The sequence below is a fragment of the Gluconobacter cerinus genome, assembly GCF_025961355.1.
GTDB classification, from domain to species: Bacteria; Pseudomonadota; Alphaproteobacteria; order Acetobacterales; family Acetobacteraceae; genus Gluconobacter; species Gluconobacter cerinus.
Map to the genome: position 1 here is coordinate 360,112 of NZ_JAOQNM010000001.1, position 22,713 is coordinate 382,824.

Consider the following 22,713-nt stretch of genomic DNA (forward strand, 5'->3'; position numbering starts at 1 on the left):
CCAGATCAGCGTTGTGAGTAGGACATCTTGTCCGTAGTGGAGCCTTGTCCATGACCCTTGGCCGTCGTGCATTTCTCGTTGCCGGGCCTGCCCTTGCGGCAGTTGCGTCATTTTCTTCCGCGCATGCAGAAGAAAATGGACTTCCCTCGACTGATCCCCGGATGGGTCCGCGCGTTCTGGGATCGCCAGATGCCAAGGTTCAGGTCGATGAGTGGTTTTCGCTCACCTGTTCTCACTGTGCTCACTTCGCACAGACCATCTTTCCCCAGATCAAGACCAACCTGATCGATACCGGAAAAATCCGGTATCGCTATCATGACTTCCCCTTGGATCAGGTCGCGCTTCTGGCCGCAATGCTAGCCCGGTCTCTTCCTGCAGATCGCTACGCCCCTTTTGTGGACGATCTCCTGCGGACACAGGATCAGTGGGCATTCGCTCAAAACATCGATCCCATGCAGGAACTGAAAAAGCGCGCTGTCCTTGCTGGCATCTCAGCGGCTGAATTCGACAAGATCAATGCCGACAATGCCCTGCGTGAAGCCATTGTGAACCGTCAGGACCGCGATGGTGCTTTCCTTCAGATCCAGGGTACTCCTTATTTCCGCATCAATGACGTTCCGGCACCGGATGTCGTCTCCAGCTATGATGCGTTCGCCAAAGCAGTTGCAAAGGCTTCCTGAATGACCCGTCCCATGATTTCCCGCCGTTTCATCCTGTCCGCAGCACCAGCGCTGGCCGTTGCTGGTACGGCAGCCCGTGCAGCAGATGCGCCGCCGGCCCTGCCTGCCAATGACCCGCGCATGGGACCGCGCATCATTGGCAATCCGAATGCCAAGGTGCTGGTGCAAGAATGGTTTTCCCTGACCTGCACGCATTGCGCCCATTTCGGAACGGAAGAATTCCCGAAGATCAAGGAACAGCTCATTGATACCGGCAAGATCCGCTATCAGTTCCATGATTTCTGTGGCGACCGCGTCGGTCTGACTGCCGCCATGGTAGCCCGCTCACTGCCGGAAGACCGTTACGTGCCTTTCATTGGCGCCCTGCTCTCCAGCCAGATGCAGTGGGCGTTCGCTTCGGGTGGCGACCCGATGCAGCGGCTTCAGCAGATGTCCGCTCTGGCAGGCGTCTCAGCCTCGCAGTTCAAGAGCATCAGCGAAGACACGACGTTCATGCAGGCCATGTTCAATCAGGTGCAGAAGGATGCGGACACCTACAGCATCCAGGGCACGCCGTATTTTCGCTTCAACAACACGCACTACGATCAGGACCCGGAAACCTACGAGAAGTTTGCCGATCTGGTCTCCAAGGCGTCCTGACCTCTTTTCAGGGCGTTTCATAAACACCGATGTCAACACACACCACGACGATCAGCCGCCTGACGATCGGCGGCTTCAAAAGCTTCGCTGATGAGGTGCGCGTTGACATCCTTCCGGGCCTGACGGGCATTATCGGCCCTAATGGCTGTGGCAAATCCAACGTCGTCGAAGGCCTGCGTTGGGCAATGGGCGAGACCTCAGCCCGCGCCCTTCGGGGCGGCGAGCTGGACGATCTCATCTTTGCCGGAACAGGCGCACGTTCCGCCCGGAACATCGCTCAGGTCACGCTGCATCTGACCGGCGCGAAGGGTCTTGGCCCTGCTCCGTTTCAGGATGCTGAAGACCTCGAAATCACGCGTCGGGCAGAGCGTGGCTCGGGCAGCGAATACCGTATCAATGGCCGCGTCATGCGTGCGCGTGACGTACAGACGCTTTTTGCTGATCTGGCGTCCGGTGCGCGCAGTTCCGCCATCGTCAGCCAGAACCGTGTCGGCCAGCTTATCGCGGCCAAGCCGGAAGAGCGTCGCCTTCTGCTGGAAGAAGCCGCTGGCATCACCGGCCTTCATGCCCGCCGTCATGACGCGGAACTGAAACTCCGTCAGACCGAAACCAACCTGTCCCGTGCGGAAGACCTTCGCCTTCAGATTGAAGAACGCCTTGGCAGTCTCGAAGAACAGACCGTTCAGGCCCGGAAATATCGTGAGCTCTCCGAGAAGCTGCGGGAAGCCGAGGTTCAGCTTCATGCCCTCCTGCACGCCCGCGCCAACCTCGCCGTACAACGCAGCAAAGATGATCTGGCCAAAGCCCGCGAGGCTCTTCGTAGAGCCGAGCAGGAAGCCGAACACGCGACTATCGCGGAGTTCGAAGCCCGCAAGGCCACGCCACAGGCCAGAGAAGAAACAGACCGTCTTCGCAGTGCTCTGGAACGTCTGAAAGTCCAGTCCGAAACGGCACGAGTGGACGTCACACGTGCGCGGGAAGCAGAGGCCGAAGCACTGGCGCGCTTCCAGCAGGCCGAAGCAGATTTTACCCGAAGCACGGAACGGCTCTCGCAGGATCAAGCCGCCCAGGCGGCCGCTCTTGTTGATCTGGAAACGCAGGAAAAGGAACACGCCCAGCTTCCTGAACAGCGCGCTCAAACCACAGAAGAGCAGAACCGGCTCGCAGCACTTGAGCGAACTCAGGCAGCATCTCTGGAAGAAGCGGTCCGTCTGCGGGACGCAGAAGCGATCCGTCGCGATGGGCTGAGAAGTGCTCTGGATGCTCTGACAACGCGGCTTGATGCTGAAACAGGCGCTCTTCAGGCACTTGAAACAGAACTGACTGCGCTGGAAAAAGATCGGCCGGACGATGATGCTCTGGAGAGCCTGCGCCAACAGGTCGATGTCGCCATCAGTGAGGCTGAAGACGCCAGACAGATCGAAGCTGCTGCTCTTGCCACGCTTCAGGATGCGCGTCTGGCAATGGAATTGCAGGGCCGCACCCTCGAAGACGGACGGCAACGGCTGACGGTTTTGGAAAAGACCGAGGCGGATCTGAAGCGCCGCCTTCAGGCCGCGACAGACCGCCTGTCTCAGGACCGCACCGCTCATGCCCAGACGGCAACCGCTCTTCTGACGGATGCACAGCGCGCCGAGCTTCAGGCTCAGCGTGAAAAGACCATGCAGGCATTGGAAGATATTTCTGCTCGGGAACGCGCAGCGCGGCAAGCTCTGGATGAGGCCAATAGCGCATGGCTGGAAGCACGCGCGAAGGCTGAGGAAGGCGTTCAGCGCCATAAGGGTCTTCTGCGTGCGAAAGAAAGCGCACAGCAGGCCGCCAATCAGGCGACCCAGCGCGTAGAAACGGCTCTTCGAGAGCGGGATACCGCCGCGAAAGCTCTCGTACCGGACACTGACGTAGCAGCCCTTCGAGCAGCCGTCACGGATCTGGAAGCAAGACTGGACGCCCTTCAGCGCGCTCTTTCCGAGGCCGAAAAGGCTCTTTCTTCCGCGTCAGAAGCAGAGCGCTCTACCCGTGAGGCTCTGACCCGCACAGAAAACACGATCCTGCGCCTTCGTTCGGAATGTGAGGGGCTGGAACAGACACTCGCAGCCGTCGCCGCGCAGCCGGACCCGTTGGAAGACAGACTTGATATTCCGGCGGATCTGGCACGGGCCGTCGCTGCGGCATTGGCGGATGGGCTCGATGCCTCGCTCGCGCCCACGACCGTCGCAGCCGACCGTCGATGGCTTACTCTCACAGCACTAGCCAGCCCACAGATTGATTCCTGCCCGCCCCTCTCATCCCTGGTTGCGGCTCCAGATGCTGTTAAACGCTGTCTGGACGCTGTTTTCCTGCTGGATGATCCCGGTAGAGGTGCCGCTCTTCAAACGCATCTCCAGCCCGGCCAGGCGCTTGTCTGCCGGAATGGCGCCCTGTGGAGATGGGACGGTTTCATTCGCTCTGGAGACGCGCCTGATGCCGGAGCCGCCCGTCTGGAGCAGAGACAGCGCCTAACGGAGGCTCGTGCCCTTCTCACGGAGAAGGAAAAAGGTCTTACTGCTGCACAAAATGCTTTTCAGGACGCCCAGCGCACTCGGGTTGAAGCAGAGCAGACATTGCAGCGTCTGCGATCGGAACGTTCGGGGCTGGAGCCTGAACTGAGCAAGGCCCGCACGCAGCTCTCTCGTCACGCGAACAGCAGGCTGCACTGGCAAAAGGTCGATGGGACGAAGCAGAACGTCGTTTGTCAGACGCCGAGGCCGTTGCGAAAAGCGCACGCTTGGACGCTGACAAGGCGGCGGCCGATTATGACGCTCATCCTTCTCCGGCAGCTCTGACGGACACGGCTGAGCAGGCGGCTCAGGTCGTGGAGGGGGCTCGAACGGCTCTCACGGCACTGATGCGGGATCTCCAGACAGCCCGGACAGAGGCTGAACAGGCTGATCGCACGTTGGATCAGGCCGTTCTGCGTCATGAGACAGCGCAGACACGCCTTCAGGAACTGGAAGAGGCCCTGAAAAGGCTGGAGCGGGACATCGACGGTCTTCAGACTGAGCTTGAAACCGCAAGAACCACGATAGACCGGCCGGACCTTCCGGATCTGGAGCGCCGTGAAGCTGTAGCCCGTCAGCAGCATCAGGATGCCCGGCAGAAACTTGAAGCCGCGAGCAAGACCACGAGCGATCTCCGCAAAAAAGCGGATCGCCTTTCTGCCGAATTGCAAACCCTGGACCAGTCCGCCACGGCAGCCCTCGCCCGGCGCACGGCACTTGCTCCACGTGCGGCGGAGCTCAAAGCGCTCGTCGAGAAGCTCACAAAGGACCATCAGGCGCAGGACGCTGCCATTGCAGAGCGTCCAGACCCGGCGCTTCTGGAACAAAACGTACTAGGTGGCACTGCGGAACTGCAAGAAACCCGGAAGGCGCTTCAGGCGGTTCGAGAGAGCCTGTCTCGTCTTGCGCTGGAAGATATGCGCCTGAACGGGAGTATTGCGGCGCTCAGAGGACGACTATCCGACCTTGAGGGACAGATTTCTCTGGCCGTTCAATCCCATGCGGAACTGGAAGACCGCCGGAACACGCTCGAAAACGCTTGGAACAAAGCAGCCCATAGTCCGGTTCGCCTCGAAGCTGCCTTGAAGCAGCAGGATCTGGATCTCGATAAGGCTCAAGCGGCTTATGATGAAGCCCGCGCCAAAGACGAAGCCACCGATCAGGCTGGTCAGGCTGCGCAGGAGCGTCGTCGGGAGGCTGATCTGGCTCTTTCTTCCGCACGCGAAGCCATTGCCCGCCACACGGAACGCGCTGAACAGGCCGTGGCAGCGCGTGAGCGTCTGTTGACGGAAAGCGACCCGCCAGAAGGGGGCGTTTATCCCTCTGATCTGTCCGAGCAGGCTGAAACGTCCACGCGCCGTCGTCTCTCCCGACTCACCCGGGAACGGGATGATCTGGGGGCCGTCAATCTACGGGCCGAGACAGAGTATCAGGACGCCAAGCAGACCGCCGAGACCATCGCCCGCGAGCATGAAGAACTCACGGCCGCCATCAATCGGCTACGTGGCGGCATCGGAACCATCAACCGTGAAGGGCGCGAGAGGCTTCTGGCCGTCTTCACGGAAGTGGACCGGCATTTCCAGTCGCTGTTCTCACGGATGTTCGGAGGCGGTCGCGCGCATCTGGGTATGGTCGGCAGTGATGATCCGCTGGAAGCTGGTCTGGAAATCTTTGCCCAACCGCCGGGGAAGAAGCTCTCCACCCTGTCCTTGCTGTCCGGCGGCGAACAGGCTCTGACAGCACTGTCTCTCATCTTTGCGACGTTCCGCTGTAACCCTGCGCCAATCTGTGTGCTGGATGAAGTAGATGCTCCACTCGATGACGCCAATGTGGAACGCTTCTGTTCCCTTCTGGCAGATATGACCAAAGAAGCGGGCACGCGCTTCCTTGTCGTGACCCATCATCAGCTCACCATGGCGCATATGGACAGGCTTTATGGTGTTACGATGCAGGAACGTGGTGTAAGCCGGGTATTGTCGGTTGATCTGGGGCGTGCTGCCGCTCTTGTCGAAGGCTGAAGTCTTTTTTCTTCAATCGAAAATTGACGTTAAGGCGTTGAAGCCTTTTGATAGACAAAACGCCTTGAAAGACCGAACCCATTTTCGTCGAACCACCTCTCCCCGCCCCAATCATGACGCGAATCCGTGAACACGGTCTTCGTGTGGTGGGAGACGTGCACGGTGATCTCAACGCTTTCCGTCACGCGACAGCGACGGAACGTTTTATCATTCAGCTTGGGGATCTGGTGGATCATGGGCCGGACAGCGCAGGTGTGATGGAGCTCATGCTCGACCTGCTTGAAACACAGCGTGGCCTCTTCATTCTCGGCAATCACGATCGGAAGCTCGGTCGTGCCCTGGAAGGGCGGCGTCTGCGCCGAGACCCACCGCTTGAAGAAACGCTGCGCCAATTTGCCCTTCCCGAGTACGAAGGGCTTCAACAGCGCACTTATGACGCCATCGCGGCGGCCCCGACATGGCTTCAGCTCGGCCGCGCGCTGTTCGTACACGGCGGCTTCCATACAGCGATGCTCTCAGAACCCGCAGTCCCGGGACTGGGCGAAATGTCCGCGCCCCTGTCCCGCGCCCTTTTTGGCGAAACCACCGGCCGCATGCAGCCGGACGGATATCCCGAACGCCGCCTGACCTGGATCAACCGCATTCCGGACGGAATGACGGTCTATGTCGGCCATGACCGCCGCTCGACTGACGGACGCCCCTGGCGCCGGACGGGGCGTCTTGGCGGCACGGCTGTCTTCACGGATCTAGGCGCAGGAAAAGGCGGCCACCTTGCATGGATCGATATCAATGACTTCTGACAGCTCTTCCGCCCTCGCAGAACTTGAGCGCCTGCGTGCCAGCATCGACAATATCGACGCCGCCCTGATTCATATGCTGGCAGAGCGGTTCCGCTGCACCAAGGCTGTTGGCGAACTCAAGGCGCGTTCCAGCCTGCCCGCCGCAGACCCTAATCGGGAAGCCCGGCAAATCGAACGCCTGCGCCAGTTGGCACGAGACGCGCATCTGGACCCCGATTTTGCTGAAAAATTTCTCGCATTTGTCATTCGTGAGGTCATTCGCCACCACGAGGCCATCGCTGCCCAAGCCAACGGTACCCACTGAATGACCGAACGCCTGCTCCTCATCCTGCGGCATGCTGAAGCAGGCCCGCACCTTTATTCAGGATCGGGTGATATTGAGCGGCCACTGACACCAATGGGCCATCAACAGGCGGCCAGAATTGGTGCCCAGCTTGCAAAGCTGGAGTTACCAGGGCCTGTCCACGTGCTTTGCAGCCCTGCACGCCGAACACAGGAAACGGCAGAGGGCGTGCTCTCTGCTCTTCCAGACGCGGCTGTTCCGCAGCTTGAGAGCAACCTCTATGGGGCTGGCCTCGACACCCTTTATGGCTTCATTCACGCCACACCAGAAGATATCCGGACGCTACTCCTGATTGGGCACAACCCGGCCATAGGAACACTGGCTCACGACCTTGCTGGGCCGGCTCTCCAGAGTGATACTTTTGCGGCTTTGAGACATGGTTACGCACCCGCAACCCTAACCGTTTTTCAGACACAGGAAGACTGGATGAATATCCGGCCTTCCACTGTCAAAGCCAGTCAGGTTCTTATCCCTTGACTGGCGTACCAGCCTCGCTCAGGCGCAAAGAAGGCTGATGCGTTTTTCAGCGGCCTGAGGTTTTACATAGGGGCCAGCCTCAAGAATTTCGACTTCCAGAACACCGGCGTCAGTGGCCGAACGCGCCCCGAGTTCGAGAAGAGCATTGCCATTCGTCCAACGGATTCCTGACGGATCTGCTGGATACCATCCCTCAGCATCTGCGGGCTGGCGCGCCATAAGCTTTTGCATTCCATCTCCATCCCAAAGACGGATCGTTCGCGTCAGAACGCCGAGCATCCGGCGGTCATCCAGATAGGGACCAACCGAATCACACAGCCGAGACGCGCGTGACACCAGACGAACCGTGCGCGCACCCGTCGGAAGTGAAAAGAGGAGCCTTCCTCCGACCTGACGCATAGGAGCAATATGTTGCCCCGAACGTGTTTCAAGATGGAGATCATGTTCACCCGTGGTCTCAGATTCAGACGCCACGTTCAGGCCAAGCTGTTCAGAGCGCTGTGCCAAACGAGCATGGACAGGCTCTACGACTGCCCGATCCGTCTCCAGTGGTGCAGATGCGTCGTGCTCCCAGCTTTTTGCAACAGTCGAGAAGTGAGCAATGCTTCCTGGCTGAGCAAAGCTGTTGCGATTTCCTGTGTCGAGATAGCTCTCTGTCGTCAGACCGTTCGCCACAATCACATCATGGTTGGCTGTCTCGACATGGTAGTAGTCATAGGACGTGATGTCAGTTGCGTAGGCAATGCTGCCGCCATTCACGAGCATACGCACTGGAATGAAAACACCATTGAGATAAAGGCAATGCTCTGGCGTCAACAGCAGATCCGTATGAGGAACGCGCTCAGACACGGCCCCTTTGCAGATGCGGACCGGATAGCCAGCTTCATCCAGATGCGGCCCTTTACGAACCTGTGCTTTCTTGCGTCCCACCCAATTCAGACGCTCAACCTGCTCGGCGCCGTCCCGGATGACCACAACTTCATCCCCCGCACGCAGGTCTTCAACAACGACCTCACCAGTCGGTGTCTGGATAAGGCTTCCTCCAAGAAAGCAGACCGGGCCTAGCGAAGCGATTGTTGAACCGTCATCATCTTTCGTCAGGGTCACACCATTGCTGCTGTAATCGCCCTGCATCCGCGTGGAATAAACGACATTTCCACCAGAAGTGACGTTCAGATAATAAGCGCCCCCACTACTGACAAAGGTCGCTGTTTCCCCGTCTGAATAGCTCAGTCCATCCAGGTCAATCCGTCCGCCTGACGACAGGATCGTCTCGGTCAGGATGCCCCCGCTTTGCAGCGTCAGGACAGCACCGGACGAAATAACGGTCGTATCTGCAACCGCTCCGGATGCAACGTAGAACGACGCTCCACTGCGAACTTCAGCATGGTCAACAATCGAGCCAGACAGAGCCGAGAGGGTAGCGCCGGGGTTCAGCTGTGTATGGGTCAACTTACCGCCCGAAGACGTAACCTGCATTCCCCCGCTGCTGACGGCTACATTGTAGGCATGACCGCCGTTCGTAACAGCCTGAAGCCCCCCGGACAAAACAGTCGCGTTGTAGGAATTACCTGCGGACCCGACTGTCAGGGTTCCACCATTGCTGATGGTCAGAAAACGATCTTCCCCTGCGTTAGAAACAGCACCACCGCTCACAACGGTCACCCTTTGAATAGAGCCACCATTTTCAACGGTCAGAATGTTACCCTCTCCGCTGACGGTACCCCCGGAGACTGCCTGACCTGAAGAAACTATCTGAGACATGAAGATCCTGTTTTGACGGAAAAAGAAATCGTAGATTTTCTAAACCTGACGACGTGAAGAGCGCGGGTTGTAGCCGAAACGCATTCAAAAACACAATTTTATTAACAAAAACTTTAAGACGCGCAGTTTCACTGCTGCTTTTAGGTTTTTCCGCTTTTTTTGGGGCCATCGACAGCATGACAGATGGTGTCTCTGGACAGGGAAAACCCCTACACCCTAGACTTTAGTCCTTTCCGTCACTCTGCCAGACAGGCGCCTGTTCCATGCACGATCCAAAGTCCGAAACTGCTACCCTTCATGCTGGCGGCGCTTCCATGCAGGCGCCCCTCCTGAAAGGCACCATGGGGCCGGACGTCGCAGACCTGCGTGGAATCCAACAGAATCTGGGTATTTTTTCCTTTGATCCGGGCCTGACGGGAACGGCAACCTGCACCAGCAAAATCACATTCATTGATGGCGATGCAGGAACGCTTCTTCACCGCGGCTATCCCATTGAAGACCTCGCCCTGAATGCAAGCTTCACGGAAACAGCCTACCTGCTGCTTTATGGAGAACTGCCGACCACTCCGCAGTATCAGGCGTTTCAAGCTGACATGAACACCCATCGGCTGCTCAATGAGCAGATCCGCAATTTTTTCAACGGTTTCCGCCGTGATGCCCACCCGATGGCCATTCTATGCGGGACTGTTGGTGCGCTGTCCGCGTTTTATCATGATGGTCTGGATATTTCACAGGCAGAAGACCGGGATCTCTCTGCCCGCAGGCTCATTGCCAAAGTCCCGACGATTGCAGCGTGGGCCTACAAATATTCCATCGGAGAGCCTTTCATCTATCCAGATGAAGAGATGTCGTTCTCCGAGAATTTCCTGCACATGCTTTTTGCCCGCCCCGGCAATCACTACCGGGTCAATCCGGTTCTGGCGCGCGCCATGGACCGTATCCTGCTCCTGCACGCCGATCATGAGCAGAACGCATCAACCACGACGGTTCGACTTGTTGGTTCTACCGGCGCGAACCCTTACGCCTGCATCTCTGCCGGCATTGCTGCGCTCTGGGGACCAGCTCACGGGGGAGCCAACGAAGCGGCATTGAACATGCTTCAGTCTATCGGAACACGTGAGGGCATCCCTGCTTTCTTGGAGCAGGTTAAAGATAAAAATTCCAGCGTTCGTCTGATGGGCTTTGGCCATCGCGTCTACAAGAATTTTGATCCCCGCGCGAAAATCCTACAGGCGACGTGCCATGAAGTAATTTCCGAGCTTGGCCTGGAGCGCGATCCGCTGCTCGACTTGGCCAAGGAACTGGAAAGAGTGGCCACAGAAGACGATTATTTCGTCAGCCGTAAGCTCTATCCGAATGTGGATTTCTACTCAGGGCTGATCCTGAAAGCTCTCGGGATTCCGACAAGCATGTTCACCGTTCTATTCGCGGTTGCGCGGACAGTGGGGTGGGTCAGCCAATGGAAAGAAATGATTGAAGATCCGGCCGGGCGGATTACGCGCCCTCGCCAGCTTTATGTAGGGGAAACAAAGCGGGAGTTTGTTTCCATGAGTGACCGGGGCTGAAAGGCCCCTGTCACACGGGCTGGATTAGCAATCGCAGCCCGGAGTCTGGCCATCAGCCTTGCGGACAACGTGATGGTCGATCCATTCCGCAACAAGGCGACGTGCTTCCGTGATGGAAGATTCAGGATGATGGATGCGGTAAAGCGTCGTGCATGCAGCAAAGGCCTGCATGTCCGGCTGACCGACCTCACGCAGTTCCTGATAGGCTGTGACAACGGCACGTTCGCATTTCCGGCCGATCCGGCTGGTTTCGATGCTCACTTTTGATCCTGCTTCAGAAGAGGAAAAACGGTCTTACTCCTTAGGGGGCAAGGCCTGACTGCGCAAGCATAGATTGGGTCTCCCTATAACAGCAACAAGTGCGTACGAATTTGGCACTACCCTTTGTGTCTTGTGGCCGGTAAACCACAGAAAACGACGTCAGTGGAGAGCAGCATGACACAACATGGAGAGAGCCCGATCGCGGGTCGCACCCAGTGGGACCGGGACGCAGCCCTGACCACCGCCCGCATCCTTCTGGAGATCAAGGCCGTCAACTTCCGTCCGGAAGAGCCTTACACCCTGACGTCAGGCTGGAAGTCCCCGGTCTATATCGACTGCCGCAAGATCATCTTCTTCCCCCGCGCCCGGACCAAGATCATGGAACTGGCCGTCGAGAAGATCGGCCGCCACATCGGCTATGAGAGCATTGATGCGGTTGTCGGCGGCGAGACAGCAGGTATTCCGTTCGCTGCGTGGATCGCAGACCGCATGATGACGCCGATGGCGTATGTCCGCAAAAAGCCAAAAGGCTTCGGCCGCAATGCGCAGATCGAAGGTGATGTACCCGATGGCATGCGCACCCTGCTGGTCGAAGACCTGACGACAGACGGCGCATCCAAGATCCGATTCGCCAACGCTCTGCGCGATGCAGGCGCCATCGTGAACCACACCTTCGTCGTGTTCTTCTACGGAGTCTTCCCAGGCGCCCACAAAACACTGGCAGACATGGACATCTCTCTGCACGCGCTGTGCACCTGGTGGGATGTTTTGGAAGCCTGCGCAGGCGGCGATTATTTCTCTGAAAAGGACAGTGCCGAGGTTCGTCGCTTCCTTGAAGATCCCTGTGGCTGGTCCCGCAAGCACGGCGGTGTTGGCAGCGCCGAAGAAGCGCTGGCGCTCAAGGCCAAAGCAGAAGGCTGACGCCCGTGGGCTCTCCTGCCCTTTTGTCCCGATGCCTTGTTTTTGACTCGGGCATCGGAGGGATGGGTGTCGTTCAGGCTCTGCGCGACATCCTCCCCGCCCTCACGATCGACTATCTGGCTGACACCGCGCTGTTTCCATATGGGGAACAACCTGATGACCGCTTGACCGGCCGCATCGTCAGCCTGCTCGAAGCAGCCTGCCGTGACGTTCAGCCAGACGTCTTGGTGATTGCCTGCAATACGGCGAGCACCATTGCGTTGCCGGCGCTCCGGGAACGTCTCTCCATCCCCGTTGTCGGATGCGTCCCTCCTATCCGCTGGGCTGGACGTGTTTCCACAACACGGACCGTTGGCCTGCTGTCCACGTCAGCAACGGCCCGGCGCCCCTATGTTCTGGAACTGCATCGGCAGTTTGCTTCGGATTGCCGTCTCATCACTCACGGTGCGCGTGGACTGGCTGACCTGGCCGAACGCGCCTTTCTGGGCGATGCCATTCCGGATGCGGACGTCGAACGCGAACTGACCTGCCTGTTCGAACAGCCTCATGGCGAGGCCATCGATACGGTCGGGCTTGGCTGCACACATTACACGTTTCTGATGCCAGCTTTTCAGCGCCTTGCACGCCCAAACCTGAACTGGCTCGACCCGGCACCAGCCGTCGCGCGACAGGTTCGCACTGTTCTCGAAACCCTAGCACCCATCACAACAGACAAAGTTTCAGCCCCGCCCCGGCTTTTCATGACAAGCGCACCATTCAATGCGCCACGCCTGGAAGCCGCCGTAAGCCGTTTAGGTTTTTCGGAATGGTCTCTTTTCAGCCCGCTCGCACTGACGGCCTGAAAGCGAAGTCTGCGCCAGCCCTAAGCGGACTGCCGCAAAACAGAGCTTTTTAGCGGGCCCGGTTCACCGTGAACTGAACCGTCTCGATCAGGAGGCGACGCAATTCGCTATCCGGGAAAATGGACAGGGCTTCAACAGCCGCATCTGCATAGACCTGCGCCCGGGCGATCGTCGTATTGATCGCACCTGTTTTCGCAATCAGGTTCAGAGCATGAGGCAGATCTTCCTCAGTCTGCTCACCTTCCCCGATAACGCGCTCCCAGAACACACGCTCTTCCGGTGAGCCGGCCTCATAGGCGGCCAGGACCGGCAGAGTGATCTTGCCTTCCCGCATGTCATCGCCAACGGTCTTGCCCAGAACCTGCTGGTCCGCGGCATAATCCAGGGCGTCATCAACAAGCTGGAACGCCATACCCAGATTGGTGCCAAACTGCTCCAGAGCATCCTCTTCGGCATCGGGACGCTCGGCCACAACAGCACCGACGCGGCAGGCCGCCGCAAACAGTGCGGCCGTCTTGCCGTGAATGACTTCGAGATACCGCTCAACAGGCGTCGTGAGATCGTTCTGCACAACCATCTGAAGGACTTCGCCTTCAGCAATCGTTGCAGACGCATCTGACAGGATCGCCATGACCTTCAGGGAGCCGTCTGCCGTCATAAGCTGGAACGAACGGGCGAACAGGAAGTCCCCCACCAGAACGGACGCCTTGTTGCCGAACACGGCATTGGCCGAAGCCAGACCGCGACGCAGCGTGCTCTCGTCCACCACATCATCATGCAGCAGAGTTGCGGTGTGAATGAACTCCACGCAGGCTGCGAGCCCGACATGACGCTGATGATCAGGGCCTGGCTGATAACCACACAGCCGTGCTGAAGCGAGCGTCAGAAGGGGACGAAGGCGCTTGCCGCCAGCAGCCACCAGGTGAGCGCCAAGCTGCGGGATCAGGGGGACAGGGCTCTCCATCCGCGCGATAATGGCGCGGTTGCAAGCCAGCATGTCCTCTTCGAGATAGGCTGACAGCGCTGACAGTGCGCTTTCGCCACCTGTACCCTGAACCACAGCTTTATCAACGGTCACGGCAGCATCCGGTGCGGCAGAATCCAAGGGTCTTTACTCCAGTTCCTGCACACTATCCCAGGACTGCCCAGGACCGTGCAGGCACGATATGATGTGGCGTATCCCTGCTCGTTCTTCCTGTCTGGAAAAGCGACCAGGCCATATTAACGCCGGACGACAGGTTGGAATGACCATATGAGCGGCAGCAGGAAGGTGGTCAACCCATTGCAGCCCCCTAAGGCCCATCTGAAGAGCACTTCCCCCCTTTCTGAAAACGAAAGGGACGGAACATTGCTCAACGGACGACTCCACTACCGACAATTTCGGAAGGGCTATCGCACGGGGCTTGAGCCCGTCCTGATGGCGGCAGCGGTCCCTGCACGAGCTGGAGAGACTGTTCTGGAGGCAGGATGCGGTGCAGGAGCAGGCTTGCTATGCCTTGCAGCACGTGTTGCTGGCGTGAGCGGCATTGGGCTAGAGGCCGATGCGGATACAGTACAATTGGCAGCTCACAATTTCCTGAACAACCCGTTTCCAGACCCGCGAACATCGCTTTCGGCTCTTCAGGCCGTGCTCCCGACAATCCCATCATCCTTGCGAGCTCTGGCTCCGACAGCCAATGGTCGCTTCCATCACGTGATGGCCAATCCTCCTTGGCACAGCGCGCATGGTACGCCCTCCCCCGACGAACGGCGGCGGCTGGCCCTCAGCGCAGAAGACACCGACCCACAGGCCTGGATCCGCAGCCTCACCCGCTGGGTTCTACCCGGTGGAACACTGACGTTCATCATATCCGCAGCGATCACGGACAGAGCCTGCCAGACGCTTTTGGAAAACGGGTGCGGTTCACTCCAGCTCTACCCCTTCTGGCCCAAACAGGGACGGGAAGCGAAACTGGTGCTGATCCAGGCCATCCACGGCGGCAAAGGCATCTTTCGCCTGCGTCCGGGACTGATTTTGCATGAAGAGGATGGCCGCTTTACCGATGCGGCCGAACGGGTTCTGCGACAGGGAGAGAGCCTGCCCGAAAGCTGACTCCTCCCCCAAAAGCAGATTATTCGAAGACGCTGCCTTCGAAGGCTTCTTCCCAGGTGCCGGACGTAGAGGCACGGGAGTATTCCGTGGAACGGTTTTCGAAGAAGTTGGCGTGCTCAACAGCGTTCAGCATGTCATCAATCCATGGGAGCGGATTTTCTTCCTCACCATAAACCGGATCAAGACCAAGCTGCGTCAGACGACGATCCGCAATGAAGCGGATGTAACGCTTGACGTCTTCCGAGGACATTCCTTCAACCGGGCCCATTTCAAAGGCCAGATCAATGAACGCGTCTTCATGCTCAACGGTCGTGCGGCAGATTTCCTTCAGTTCTTCACGGAAATCTTCCGTCCACAGTTCCGGATTCTCACGAATGAACGTGCGGAACAGACGGATCATGGACAGGCAGTGCAGCGTTTCATCACGCACGGACCAAGAGACAATCTGCCCCATGCCCTTGAGCTTGTTGAAGCGCGGGAAGTTCAGCAGGATCGCGAACGATGCGAAAAGCTGAAGCCCTTCCATGAAGGCGCCAAATGCCGCCATGGTCTTCGCAATTTCACGCTTGTTGTCGATGTTAAACGACTGCATGAAATCGTATTTGTCCTTCATCTCCTTGTACTTCAGGAAGGCCGAATACTCTGTTTCGGGCATCCCGATGGTGTCGAGAAGATGGGAATAGGCCGCAATGTGGATCGTCTCGATGTTCGAGAACGATGACAGCATCATCAGCACTTCAGTCGGCTTGAAGACCTGGCTATAATATTTCATGTACGCGGAATTCACTTCCACGTCGGCCTGCGTGAAGAAGCGGAAGATCTGCGTCACGAGATGCTGCTCGGCTTCCGTCAACGTACGATGCCAATCCTTCACGTCATCAGCCAGCGGCACTTCTTCCGGGAGCCAGTGAACGCGCTGCTGGGTTAGCCAGGCATCATAGGCCCACGGGTAGCGAAACGGTTTGTACACCGGGTTCGCAGTCATCAGGTCATAATGCTGCTCGGTCGCTGGCGTTTCGCCAGCATTCGGGGTCGTGTTGCTCATGACCTTACTTTCCTCAAAGACACGTTCTTCCTGTGGCCGCGTTTCATCCGATCCGGACGAGACAGACACGTGAAAATTCGTGTTTTTCAATACCTTAGTCCGACTGAAGACCATCGCAGGGGCGCAGCGACGCACAACCCAGGTCATCCAGAATCATTCTGAGGCAGATCATAACGTCCGACGCTGCATCAGTCGACAATCCATTCGCTTGTGGGACGAAAACACGGGGGTTATGCAATCAACACAACCCTCCACCTGGAGCTTCCATGCCCCCGAAAATGCGTCGCTTCTGGCCTCGCTCTCACCTTCTCGCGCTGATCCTCCTGCCAATCTGCATCTATCTGCCGGAATGGCTCGGCTTACGCTCCAGCGACCCAATGATGACGACGTCACTGATGGTGCAGAATTCCGCCAGTGCCGCGAAGGGACTGATGCCGGGACACCCAGGCTGGATCGACGGTTGTGCGGGCGTTTTCGTAGAAGCCCTTGGCCGACTTGTGGCGCACGACTGGGTGCATGGTGTCATTCCCTGGTGGAACCCCTACAGCGGTGTTGGTATGCCTTTGGCGGGCGAATATCAGCCTGCCGCATTTTTTCTACCATTCGTGCTGTTTCTTGGGCTGCCGAATGGTCTCCTGATGATGAAGTGCGCTCTGCAGATCATTGCGGGTCTGTCCACATATGCATTCTTGAAACAGCTGCGCCTCGATCCTCGCGCCGCGCTGATCGGTGGCCTGCTCTATGCTTTCAACGGCACCTATGCATGGGCGTCCGACGGCCCGTCTGAACCCCTCGCCTTTCTGCCTCTCGCTCTCTATGGCGTGGAACGTGCCCGAACCGGGAATTGGGGCTGGCTTGCTCTAAGCCTGACCTATCTCCTGTTGGCAGGCTTCCCCGAAACTGCCTTTCTTTTAGGACTGATCGCGCTCGGGCTTGCCGTTCTGCGCTTTTTCCAGACTGCTCCTGACAGCAGGTCCCGCTTTGCCCTTCACATCTGCCTTGGGGGCTTCACAGCAGGTTTGATTGCCGCCCCGCAACTCCTCGCTTTTCTGACATTCCTACCCCATGCTGACATCGGCGTTCACGGCGGGATCAATGATGAGACCCTGCCGCATCAGGCATGGTCGATGCTGCTATTCCCCTACATCAACGGCCCCATATTCTACGGCTCCGAATTGGATGCATGGTATGCCCTAGGAGGCTATTGCGGGCTTACTCTTCCGTTTCTGGCTTTATGCGCCATCGGGGGCAACAACGAGCGAGGGCTGCGCTTCCTGCTGCTCGGCATTTTCCTTGCTGTCGTGGGAAAACAGGCCGGTGTTTCGGGGCTCACTCAACTCGTCGATCTGATGCCAGGACTTGGGCACACCGTATTCTTTCGCCTTTGCGAACCCATGGTGGAAAGCTGTCTGATCTTTCTTGCAGCCTTCGCCCTGGATGACATGTTCCGTGGTGTGTGGCACCGCAGAGCAATCATCCTGTCTGCTTGTGTGATGGGCGCCCTGATTGTCACGACCTATGGTCTGGATCATCAGTTCCTGACTAAACTTCGTTCAGTTTCCGAAGGACCAGTTTCCTCCCACATCTATGCAGTAGGATCGCTGACTTTTGGCAGCTTCTGCTTGGCTGTTGTGGTTTTTCTTGCAACGAGCAGGAAACATCCGAAAATTATTGGAACGGTTCTCTTTTGTGAGACCCTTTTATTGTTCGGATTTCCTCTTCTAAGCGCCTATTCGGAACAACCCCATCCAGACCAACGCCTTATTACGGCACTACAGGGTGAAGCCGGCCTACAGCGATTCGTGACCATTGGCCCGATTGAGCCAAATTATGGTGCTTATCTGCGGATCGCCTCTATCAATCACAACGCCATTCCCACGCCGAAAGCATGGATCAAGCGCCTGAAACAGGACTTCGGCTCAAAAGTCGACGCCGTAACCTTTAATGGCTCCTATCCTTTTGCTGAAAATGGGGATGCCTTTCTGGAAGCCTCCTTGGCCCGTCGTCCTGATCTGTTCGCCAAACTCGGCGTATCAGCCCTGCTGGTTCCTCCGGGTCATGGCATACCAAGCATCGCGCCCTATCCTCTAGAAAACCGCCAGCCAAACGGCTTTCCTCTGACGCCAAACGCCCCAGAAGTCACAATCGATATTTCATCATGGGAAAAGCCGGTCAGCCGCCTGGCAACGCTTCAATTGGGCACTTACGCTGGAAACTCGAACGGAATTCTGATCCTGTCCATTTGTTCCGACACGCAATGCGCAACGGGTCAGACACGGTTGAAAGAGGCAACAGACAACGGTCTGACGTCGATCGAACTGGATAAAATCATTCCTGCCGATGCCCATACCCTGACGTTAAGCCTCAAAGAGGCCACCACAGACGTTATGATCTGGTCCACCGTGAAGGATCATGTGGCTTGGCCGCGCATCCGCTTTGAAACAGAGGCTGTGCACGAAGCCATGACACCCGTCCTGCACACGGGAACCGGAGATCTTATCCGGCTGAAGAACGCTGCCCCCTATTTTGAGACTGAAGCAGCCTGCACCCTTACTCTGAAAGACCGGGAGACGCTTGCCGCAAACTGCCCGGCGCCGACTTATCTTATCCGTCGCGAGGTGATGCTGCCGGGATGGACGGCCGAGGTGAATGGCACTTTCATCGTTCCGGAAGTGTGGGACGGATTATTTGAACGTATCCCGCTTCCTGCAGGACCAACCCGGATCCACTTTCATTTTGCACCTCCCGGCGCAACATTCGGATGGATCGCTACAGCACTGGGGCTTATCCTGCTCTGGCTGGGTTTCCGTCGCGTTAGAGCGTCTGACACGCCCTGAGAACATAAAAAAAGTCCGGCTCCCAAAACGAGGAGCCGGGCTTTTCAAACCGATAGTCCCAACCTGCCTTACTGACAGGCGAGGCACTCGTCGTAATCGCCACTGCTCATTTTGCCACGCGGGGCAGCCTGCACGGTAGCTTCGTACTTCTCGTCGTCCAGAATGTCACTCTTCACGGCCAGCGTGGAGACCGCATCGGCACGCTGCACCGACAGGGAACGGCAATAATACAGAGACTTCAGGCCTTTCTTCCAGGCCTGGAAGTGGATCTGATGCAGGTCGCGCTTATGAACATCCGCCGGCAGGAAGAGGTTGACCGACTGTGCCTGACAGATGAACGGCGCACGGTCTGCGGCATGCTCGACAACCCAGCGCTGATCCAGTTCGAAGGCCGTCTTGAAGACGTCTTTCTCATCCTGCGTCAGGAAGTCCAGATGCTGAACGGAGCCTTTGCTCAGGGTAATGTCAGACCACACCTTATCCGTATTCTGACCGCGCTCTTCAAGGATCGTGGTCAGATGGCGGTTACGGACCGAGAAGGAACCAGACAGGGTCTTCTGAAGGAAGACGTTGGCACTGATCGGCTCGATGCCGGGGCTGGCATTACCCGTGATGATGGAAATGGACGCCGTCGGAGCAATCGCCAGCTTGTGCGAGAAACGCTCCATAAAGCCGTATTCTTCGGCATCTGGGCAAGGACCACGCAGTTCCGCCAGCTTCTTTGAAGCCGCATCGGCCTGAGCGCGGATGTGCTGGAAGATCTTTTTGTTCCAGACCTTCGCCATCACGCTCTCGAACGGGATCATCCGGGCCTGAAGGAAGGAATGGTATCCCATCACGCCAAGACCGACAGAGCGCTCACGGGCAGCCGCATACTTGGCACGCGCCATGTCGTCCGGGGCACGGTCAATGAAGTCCTGCAGAACGTTGTCAAGGAACAGCATGACGTCCTCGATGAACTGCGGATCGTCCTTCCACTCGTCCCAGGTTTCCAGGTTCAGGGAAGACAGGCAGCAGACAGCCGTCCGGTTCTTGCCATGGTGGTCGATACCGGTTGGCAGCGTGATCTCGGCGCAGAGATTGGAGGTCTTGACCTCAAGACCGGCCAGCTTGTGATGTTCTGGACGGGCACGGTTCACATGATCCGAGTAGATAACGTACGGCTCACCCTGCTCCATACGGGCCGTCAGGATGCGGATCCAAAGCCCACGAGCAGACACCTTGCGGATGATGCTGTGATCCTTCGGGGACAGCAGAGGCCATTCCTCGTCCGCCTCAACAGCGCGCATGAAGGCGTCTGTGATCAGAACGCCATGATGCAGGTTCAGGGCCTTACGGTTTGGGTCACCGCCCGTTGGGCGGCGCATTTCCGTGAATTCTTCGATTTCAGGATGCCAGACCGGCAGATACACAGCCGCAGACCCACGACGCAGGGACCCCTGCGAGATGGCGAGTGTCAGGCTGTCCATAACGCGGATGAACGGAATGACGCCGGACGTCTTACCGTTACGACCGATGTTCTCGCCGATTGAGCGCAGATTGCCCCAATACGACCCGATACCGCCGCCCTTGGATGCCAGCCAGACGTTTTCGTTCCAGAGGCCGACGATACCTTCCAGGCTATCTTCGGCTTCGTTCAGGAAGCAGGAAATCGGCAGACCGCGGGACGTTCCACCGTTAGACAGAATCGGTGTAGCTGGCATGAACCAGTGGCGCGAAATGTAATCATAAATACGCTGGGCATGGCCCTGATCCGCCCCGTAATAGGACGCAACGCGCGCAAACAGATCCTGATAATGCTCGCCCGGCAGAAGGTAGCGGTTGTTTAGTGTCGCCTTGCCAAAATCCGTCAAAAGCGAATCACGTGAACGATCCACACGGACGGCATGATGACCCGGAAGCTGCACGACATCATCGAACATGTCCGGCGTTTCTTCCCCCTCCCCAACAGCACGCTCGCCAACAGGATGGTCAACAGGCGGAAGCACGTCATGCGGGCGGTCGGCCGTATGTGGCGTGTCCATCGTCACGTCATGAAGTGTCATTGCGCTCTGCTCCGGCAGTCTGATTTTTTCGATTTGATGACCCTCCAATTCCACACCCGCGCCCGTCACTGCAAGCGAACTCTTCTCTTGCAAATTGGAAAGAGCTGTGAATTTGGAGTCATCCATATCTAGGGGCATAAACGATCCACACCCCTATATATTGGGGCAATCGCAGAAAACCGCCATAGGTTCCCATTCATCCCCAAGGGGGCTTTTCCTGAGTGGCATCACAACCACACCACACGGTTTTTTCACGGCAACGTTTCCTGTCTGGTCACGTTGGAGACAACATCCCCCAACACGCGGAGAGCGTCTCATGACCATCAACAAGAAAGCTTCGGCCCACTGGAGCGGTACCATCAAGGAAGGCAAGGGAACCATCTCAACGCAGAGCGGCGCCCTTCAGGACCAGCCTTATGGTTTCAACACGCGATTCGAAGACAAGCCCGGCACCAACCCGGAAGAACTGCTCGGCGCGGCCCACGCCAGCTGCTTCACAATGGCGCTATCTCTGATCCTTGGTGATGCTGGCTTTACAGCCGACTCCCTCGATACGGAGTCGACAATTTCCCTGGATAAGGTTGGTGATGGCTTTGCCGTTACGAAGGCCCATCTGACGCTTCGTGGCGTGGTTCCGAACGCAACTGAGGCCGACTTCTTGGATGCTGCCAACAAGGCTAAGATCGGCTGTCCGATGTCCAAGGTTCTCAATACAGAGATCACCTTGGACGCCAAGCTTGCCAGCTAAAATTTAAAGGCTGGGATTAGTTGTCCCAGCCACACTGGGCATGATTACGCAGCAGATGGTCTGCCAGAACGCAAGCCATCATGGCTTCCGCCACGGGCACGGCACGGATACCGATGCACGGATCGTGTCGTCCCTTGGTGCGAACCTCCACCGGATCCCCTGCACTATTAATGCTGGGCACTGGGGTCAGGATCGAACTGGTTGGCTTGATGGCGAAGCGGGCCACGATCGGTTGCCCCGTGGAGATGCCTCCCAGGATGCCACCGGCATGGTTCGATGCGAACTGCGGCCCTGGTGCGATCGGATCAGCATTTTGCTCACCGCGAAGAGCCGCGACGGCAAAACCATCGCCGATCTCAACGCCCTTCACGCCATTGATGCCCATCAAAGCACCAGCGAGATCAGCATCGAGCTTCCCATAGACTGGCGCGCCAAGACCCGGCGGCAGGCCTTCCGCAACAACCTCAACAGTCGCCCCGATGGATGAGCCATCCTTGCGAATGGAGTCGAGCAGCTCTTCCCAAGGACCGACGCTCGCAGCGTCCGGACACCAGAGCGGGTTGCGCTCCACTTCGTCCCAGTCCCAGCGGGTTGGATCAATGGTCTGACCGCCAATCCCTGTCAGGGCCGCGCGAATCTTCACGCCTTCCCCGACCAGAGTTTTCAGAAGCACACGGGCCACAGCACCAGCCGCGACACGCATGGCTGTTTCACGCGCGGACGAGCGACCACCGCCACGGTAATCACGGATGCCATATTTCAGATCGTAGGCAATGTCCGCATGACCCGGACGGTAGCTCTGGGCAATCTCACCATAGTCTTTCGACCGCTGGTCGGTGTTTTCGATCATGAGCGAGATGGGCGTGCCTGTCGTCTGGCCTTCAAACACCCCCGACAGGATCCGGACCTGATCCGGTTCCCGACGCTGGGTCGTGAAGCGGGACTGCCCGGGCCGACGGCGATCAAGCCAAGGCTGGATGTCCGCTTCGGACAGCTTCAGGCGGGGTGGACAGCCATCTACGACGCAGCCAATGGCTGGTCCGTGGCTTTCACCCCAGGTGGTAACGCGAAAGAGTTGCCCGAAGCTGTTGTCTGACAT

At 57.9% G+C, this 22,713-nt stretch carries 19 protein-coding genes; 13 read left to right on the forward strand and 6 right to left on the reverse strand.

Translation table 11 applies throughout. The features are described 5' to 3' along the window. The first annotated feature begins 50 nt into the window (after positions 1-50). The 7 genes from M2305_RS01655 (at position 51) to M2305_RS01685 (ending at position 7,494) form a co-directional block, all read left to right on the forward strand. Positions 51-680: a thioredoxin domain-containing protein gene (locus tag M2305_RS01655; RefSeq protein ID WP_211507516.1), complete on the forward strand. Its 630-nt coding sequence runs from the start codon at positions 51-53 to the stop codon at positions 678-680. Next, on the forward strand, positions 681-1,319 hold the full coding sequence (locus M2305_RS01660; protein WP_264648395.1) for a DsbA family protein: 639 nt from the start codon (positions 681-683) through the stop codon (positions 1,317-1,319). It begins immediately after the preceding gene. Between the two features lie 29 nt (positions 1,320-1,348). Further along, entirely contained in the window at positions 1,349-4,141 is a 2,793-nt protein-coding gene (locus M2305_RS01665; RefSeq protein WP_264648396.1) for an AAA family ATPase, read from the forward strand. Beyond that, the gene (locus tag M2305_RS01670) at positions 4,084-5,874 is read left to right on the forward strand and encodes a coiled-coil domain-containing protein (protein ID WP_264648397.1); all 1,791 of its coding nucleotides are present in this window, start codon (positions 4,084-4,086) and stop codon (positions 5,872-5,874) included. The genes M2305_RS01665 and M2305_RS01670 overlap by 58 nt, the downstream gene beginning before the upstream one ends. A gap of 113 nt (positions 5,875-5,987) precedes the next feature. Continuing rightward, positions 5,988-6,674, forward strand: a complete 687-nt coding sequence (locus M2305_RS01675; protein WP_046899576.1) for a metallophosphoesterase — start codon at positions 5,988-5,990, stop codon at positions 6,672-6,674. Next, entirely contained in the window at positions 6,664-6,978 is a 315-nt protein-coding gene (locus M2305_RS01680) for a chorismate mutase (protein WP_046899577.1), read from the forward strand. Before M2305_RS01675 ends, M2305_RS01680 begins: the two co-directional genes overlap by 11 nt. Then, complete coding sequence (locus M2305_RS01685) at positions 6,979-7,494, forward strand: SixA phosphatase family protein (RefSeq protein ID WP_264648398.1); 516 nt, start codon at positions 6,979-6,981, stop codon at positions 7,492-7,494. Positions 7,495-7,512: 18 nt separating this feature from the next. Here M2305_RS01685 and M2305_RS01690 read toward each other — a convergent pair whose 3' ends face one another. Continuing rightward, the gene (locus tag M2305_RS01690; RefSeq protein WP_264648399.1) at positions 7,513-9,258 is read right to left on the reverse strand and encodes a Hint domain-containing protein; all 1,746 of its coding nucleotides are present in this window, start codon (positions 9,256-9,258) and stop codon (positions 7,513-7,515) included. A 263-nt stretch (positions 9,259-9,521) separates the two neighbouring features. On the opposite strand from M2305_RS01690, the gene M2305_RS01695 reads away from it, so the two are divergent. Continuing rightward, positions 9,522-10,823, forward strand: a complete 1,302-nt coding sequence (locus M2305_RS01695; protein WP_211496451.1) for a citrate synthase — start codon at positions 9,522-9,524, stop codon at positions 10,821-10,823. Positions 10,824-10,847: 24 nt separating this feature from the next. On the opposite strand, the gene M2305_RS01700 is transcribed toward M2305_RS01695, so the two are convergent. Then, entirely contained in the window at positions 10,848-11,084 is a 237-nt protein-coding gene (locus tag M2305_RS01700) for a hypothetical protein (protein ID WP_046899580.1), read from the reverse strand. A gap of 174 nt (positions 11,085-11,258) precedes the next feature. On the opposite strand from M2305_RS01700, the gene M2305_RS01705 reads away from it, so the two are divergent. Together M2305_RS01705 and M2305_RS01710 are read left to right on the forward strand one after the other, a co-directional pair. Continuing rightward, on the forward strand, positions 11,259-12,005 hold the full coding sequence (locus M2305_RS01705; RefSeq protein ID WP_016737749.1) for an orotate phosphoribosyltransferase: 747 nt from the start codon (positions 11,259-11,261) through the stop codon (positions 12,003-12,005). A gap of 62 nt (positions 12,006-12,067) precedes the next feature. Continuing rightward, on the forward strand, positions 12,068-12,847 hold the full coding sequence (locus M2305_RS01710; protein WP_408871455.1) for a glutamate racemase: 780 nt from the start codon (positions 12,068-12,070) through the stop codon (positions 12,845-12,847). 49 nt (positions 12,848-12,896) lie between these two features. Here M2305_RS01710 and M2305_RS01715 read toward each other — a convergent pair whose 3' ends face one another. Further along, on the reverse strand, positions 12,897-13,952 hold the full coding sequence (locus M2305_RS01715; protein ID WP_086634068.1) for a polyprenyl synthetase family protein: 1,056 nt from the start codon (positions 13,950-13,952) through the stop codon (positions 12,897-12,899). A gap of 312 nt (positions 13,953-14,264) precedes the next feature. Here M2305_RS01715 and M2305_RS01720 point away from each other — a divergent pair, with 312 nt between their 5' ends. Continuing rightward, on the forward strand, positions 14,265-14,939 hold the full coding sequence (locus tag M2305_RS01720; RefSeq protein WP_264648401.1) for a tRNA1(Val) (adenine(37)-N6)-methyltransferase: 675 nt from the start codon (positions 14,265-14,267) through the stop codon (positions 14,937-14,939). 19 nt (positions 14,940-14,958) lie between these two features. Here the strand turns inward: M2305_RS01720 and M2305_RS01725 are convergent, their stop codons facing one another. Then, positions 14,959-15,984 (reverse strand): ribonucleotide-diphosphate reductase subunit beta, encoded by a 1,026-nt coding sequence (locus M2305_RS01725; protein ID WP_046899852.1) that lies wholly within the window; start codon positions 15,982-15,984, stop codon positions 14,959-14,961. A 266-nt stretch (positions 15,985-16,250) separates the two neighbouring features. Here M2305_RS01725 and M2305_RS01730 point away from each other — a divergent pair, with 266 nt between their 5' ends. After that, positions 16,251-18,821, forward strand: a complete 2,571-nt coding sequence (locus M2305_RS01730; RefSeq protein ID WP_264648402.1) for a glycosyltransferase family protein — start codon at positions 16,251-16,253, stop codon at positions 18,819-18,821. A 68-nt stretch (positions 18,822-18,889) separates the two neighbouring features. On the opposite strand, the gene M2305_RS01735 is transcribed toward M2305_RS01730, so the two are convergent. Beyond that, positions 18,890-20,743, reverse strand: a complete 1,854-nt coding sequence (locus M2305_RS01735) for a ribonucleoside-diphosphate reductase subunit alpha (RefSeq protein ID WP_232309134.1) — start codon at positions 20,741-20,743, stop codon at positions 18,890-18,892. Between the two features lie 439 nt (positions 20,744-21,182). Between M2305_RS01735 and M2305_RS01740 the strand changes: the two genes are divergently transcribed. After that, a complete protein-coding gene (locus tag M2305_RS01740; RefSeq protein WP_086634066.1) occupies positions 21,183-21,614 on the forward strand; it encodes an OsmC family protein in 432 nt (143 codons plus the stop codon). A gap of 16 nt (positions 21,615-21,630) precedes the next feature. Here M2305_RS01740 and aroC read toward each other — a convergent pair whose 3' ends face one another. Continuing rightward, a complete protein-coding gene (aroC, locus tag M2305_RS01745) occupies positions 21,631-22,713 on the reverse strand; it encodes a chorismate synthase (RefSeq protein WP_264648403.1) in 1,083 nt (360 codons plus the stop codon).

Excerpts from the sequence above, each read along its gene's own strand:
- M2305_RS01655 (WP_211507516.1), top strand. The coding sequence starts at position 51 with ATGACCCTTGGCCGTCGTGCATTTCTCGTTGCCGGGCCTGCCCTTGCG.
- M2305_RS01660 (WP_264648395.1), top strand. The coding sequence starts at position 681 with ATGACCCGTCCCATGATTTCCCGCCGTTTCATCCTGTCCGCAGCACCA.
- M2305_RS01665 (WP_264648396.1), top strand. The coding sequence starts at position 1,349 with ATGTCAACACACACCACGACGATCAGCCGCCTGACGATCGGCGGCTTC.
- M2305_RS01675 (WP_046899576.1), top strand. The coding sequence starts at position 5,988 with ATGACGCGAATCCGTGAACACGGTCTTCGTGTGGTGGGAGACGTGCAC.
- M2305_RS01680 (WP_046899577.1), top strand. The coding sequence starts at position 6,664 with ATGACTTCTGACAGCTCTTCCGCCCTCGCAGAACTTGAGCGCCTGCGT.
- M2305_RS01685 (WP_264648398.1), top strand. The coding sequence starts at position 6,979 with ATGACCGAACGCCTGCTCCTCATCCTGCGGCATGCTGAAGCAGGCCCG.
- M2305_RS01690 (WP_264648399.1), bottom strand. The coding sequence starts at position 9,258 with ATGTCTCAGATAGTTTCTTCAGGTCAGGCAGTCTCCGGGGGTACCGTC.
- M2305_RS01695 (WP_211496451.1), top strand. The coding sequence starts at position 9,522 with ATGCACGATCCAAAGTCCGAAACTGCTACCCTTCATGCTGGCGGCGCT.
- M2305_RS01705 (WP_016737749.1), top strand. The coding sequence starts at position 11,259 with ATGACACAACATGGAGAGAGCCCGATCGCGGGTCGCACCCAGTGGGAC.
- M2305_RS01710 (WP_408871455.1), top strand. The coding sequence starts at position 12,068 with ATGGGTGTCGTTCAGGCTCTGCGCGACATCCTCCCCGCCCTCACGATC.
- M2305_RS01720 (WP_264648401.1), top strand. The coding sequence starts at position 14,265 with ATGGCGGCAGCGGTCCCTGCACGAGCTGGAGAGACTGTTCTGGAGGCA.
- M2305_RS01725 (WP_046899852.1), bottom strand. The coding sequence starts at position 15,984 with ATGAGCAACACGACCCCGAATGCTGGCGAAACGCCAGCGACCGAGCAG.
- M2305_RS01730 (WP_264648402.1), top strand. The coding sequence starts at position 16,251 with ATGCCCCCGAAAATGCGTCGCTTCTGGCCTCGCTCTCACCTTCTCGCG.
- M2305_RS01735 (WP_232309134.1), bottom strand. The coding sequence starts at position 20,743 with ATGTTCGATGATGTCGTGCAGCTTCCGGGTCATCATGCCGTCCGTGTG.
- M2305_RS01740 (WP_086634066.1), top strand. The coding sequence starts at position 21,183 with ATGACCATCAACAAGAAAGCTTCGGCCCACTGGAGCGGTACCATCAAG.
- aroC (WP_264648403.1), bottom strand. The coding sequence starts at position 22,713 with ATGTCAGACAACAGCTTCGGGCAACTCTTTCGCGTTACCACCTGGGGT.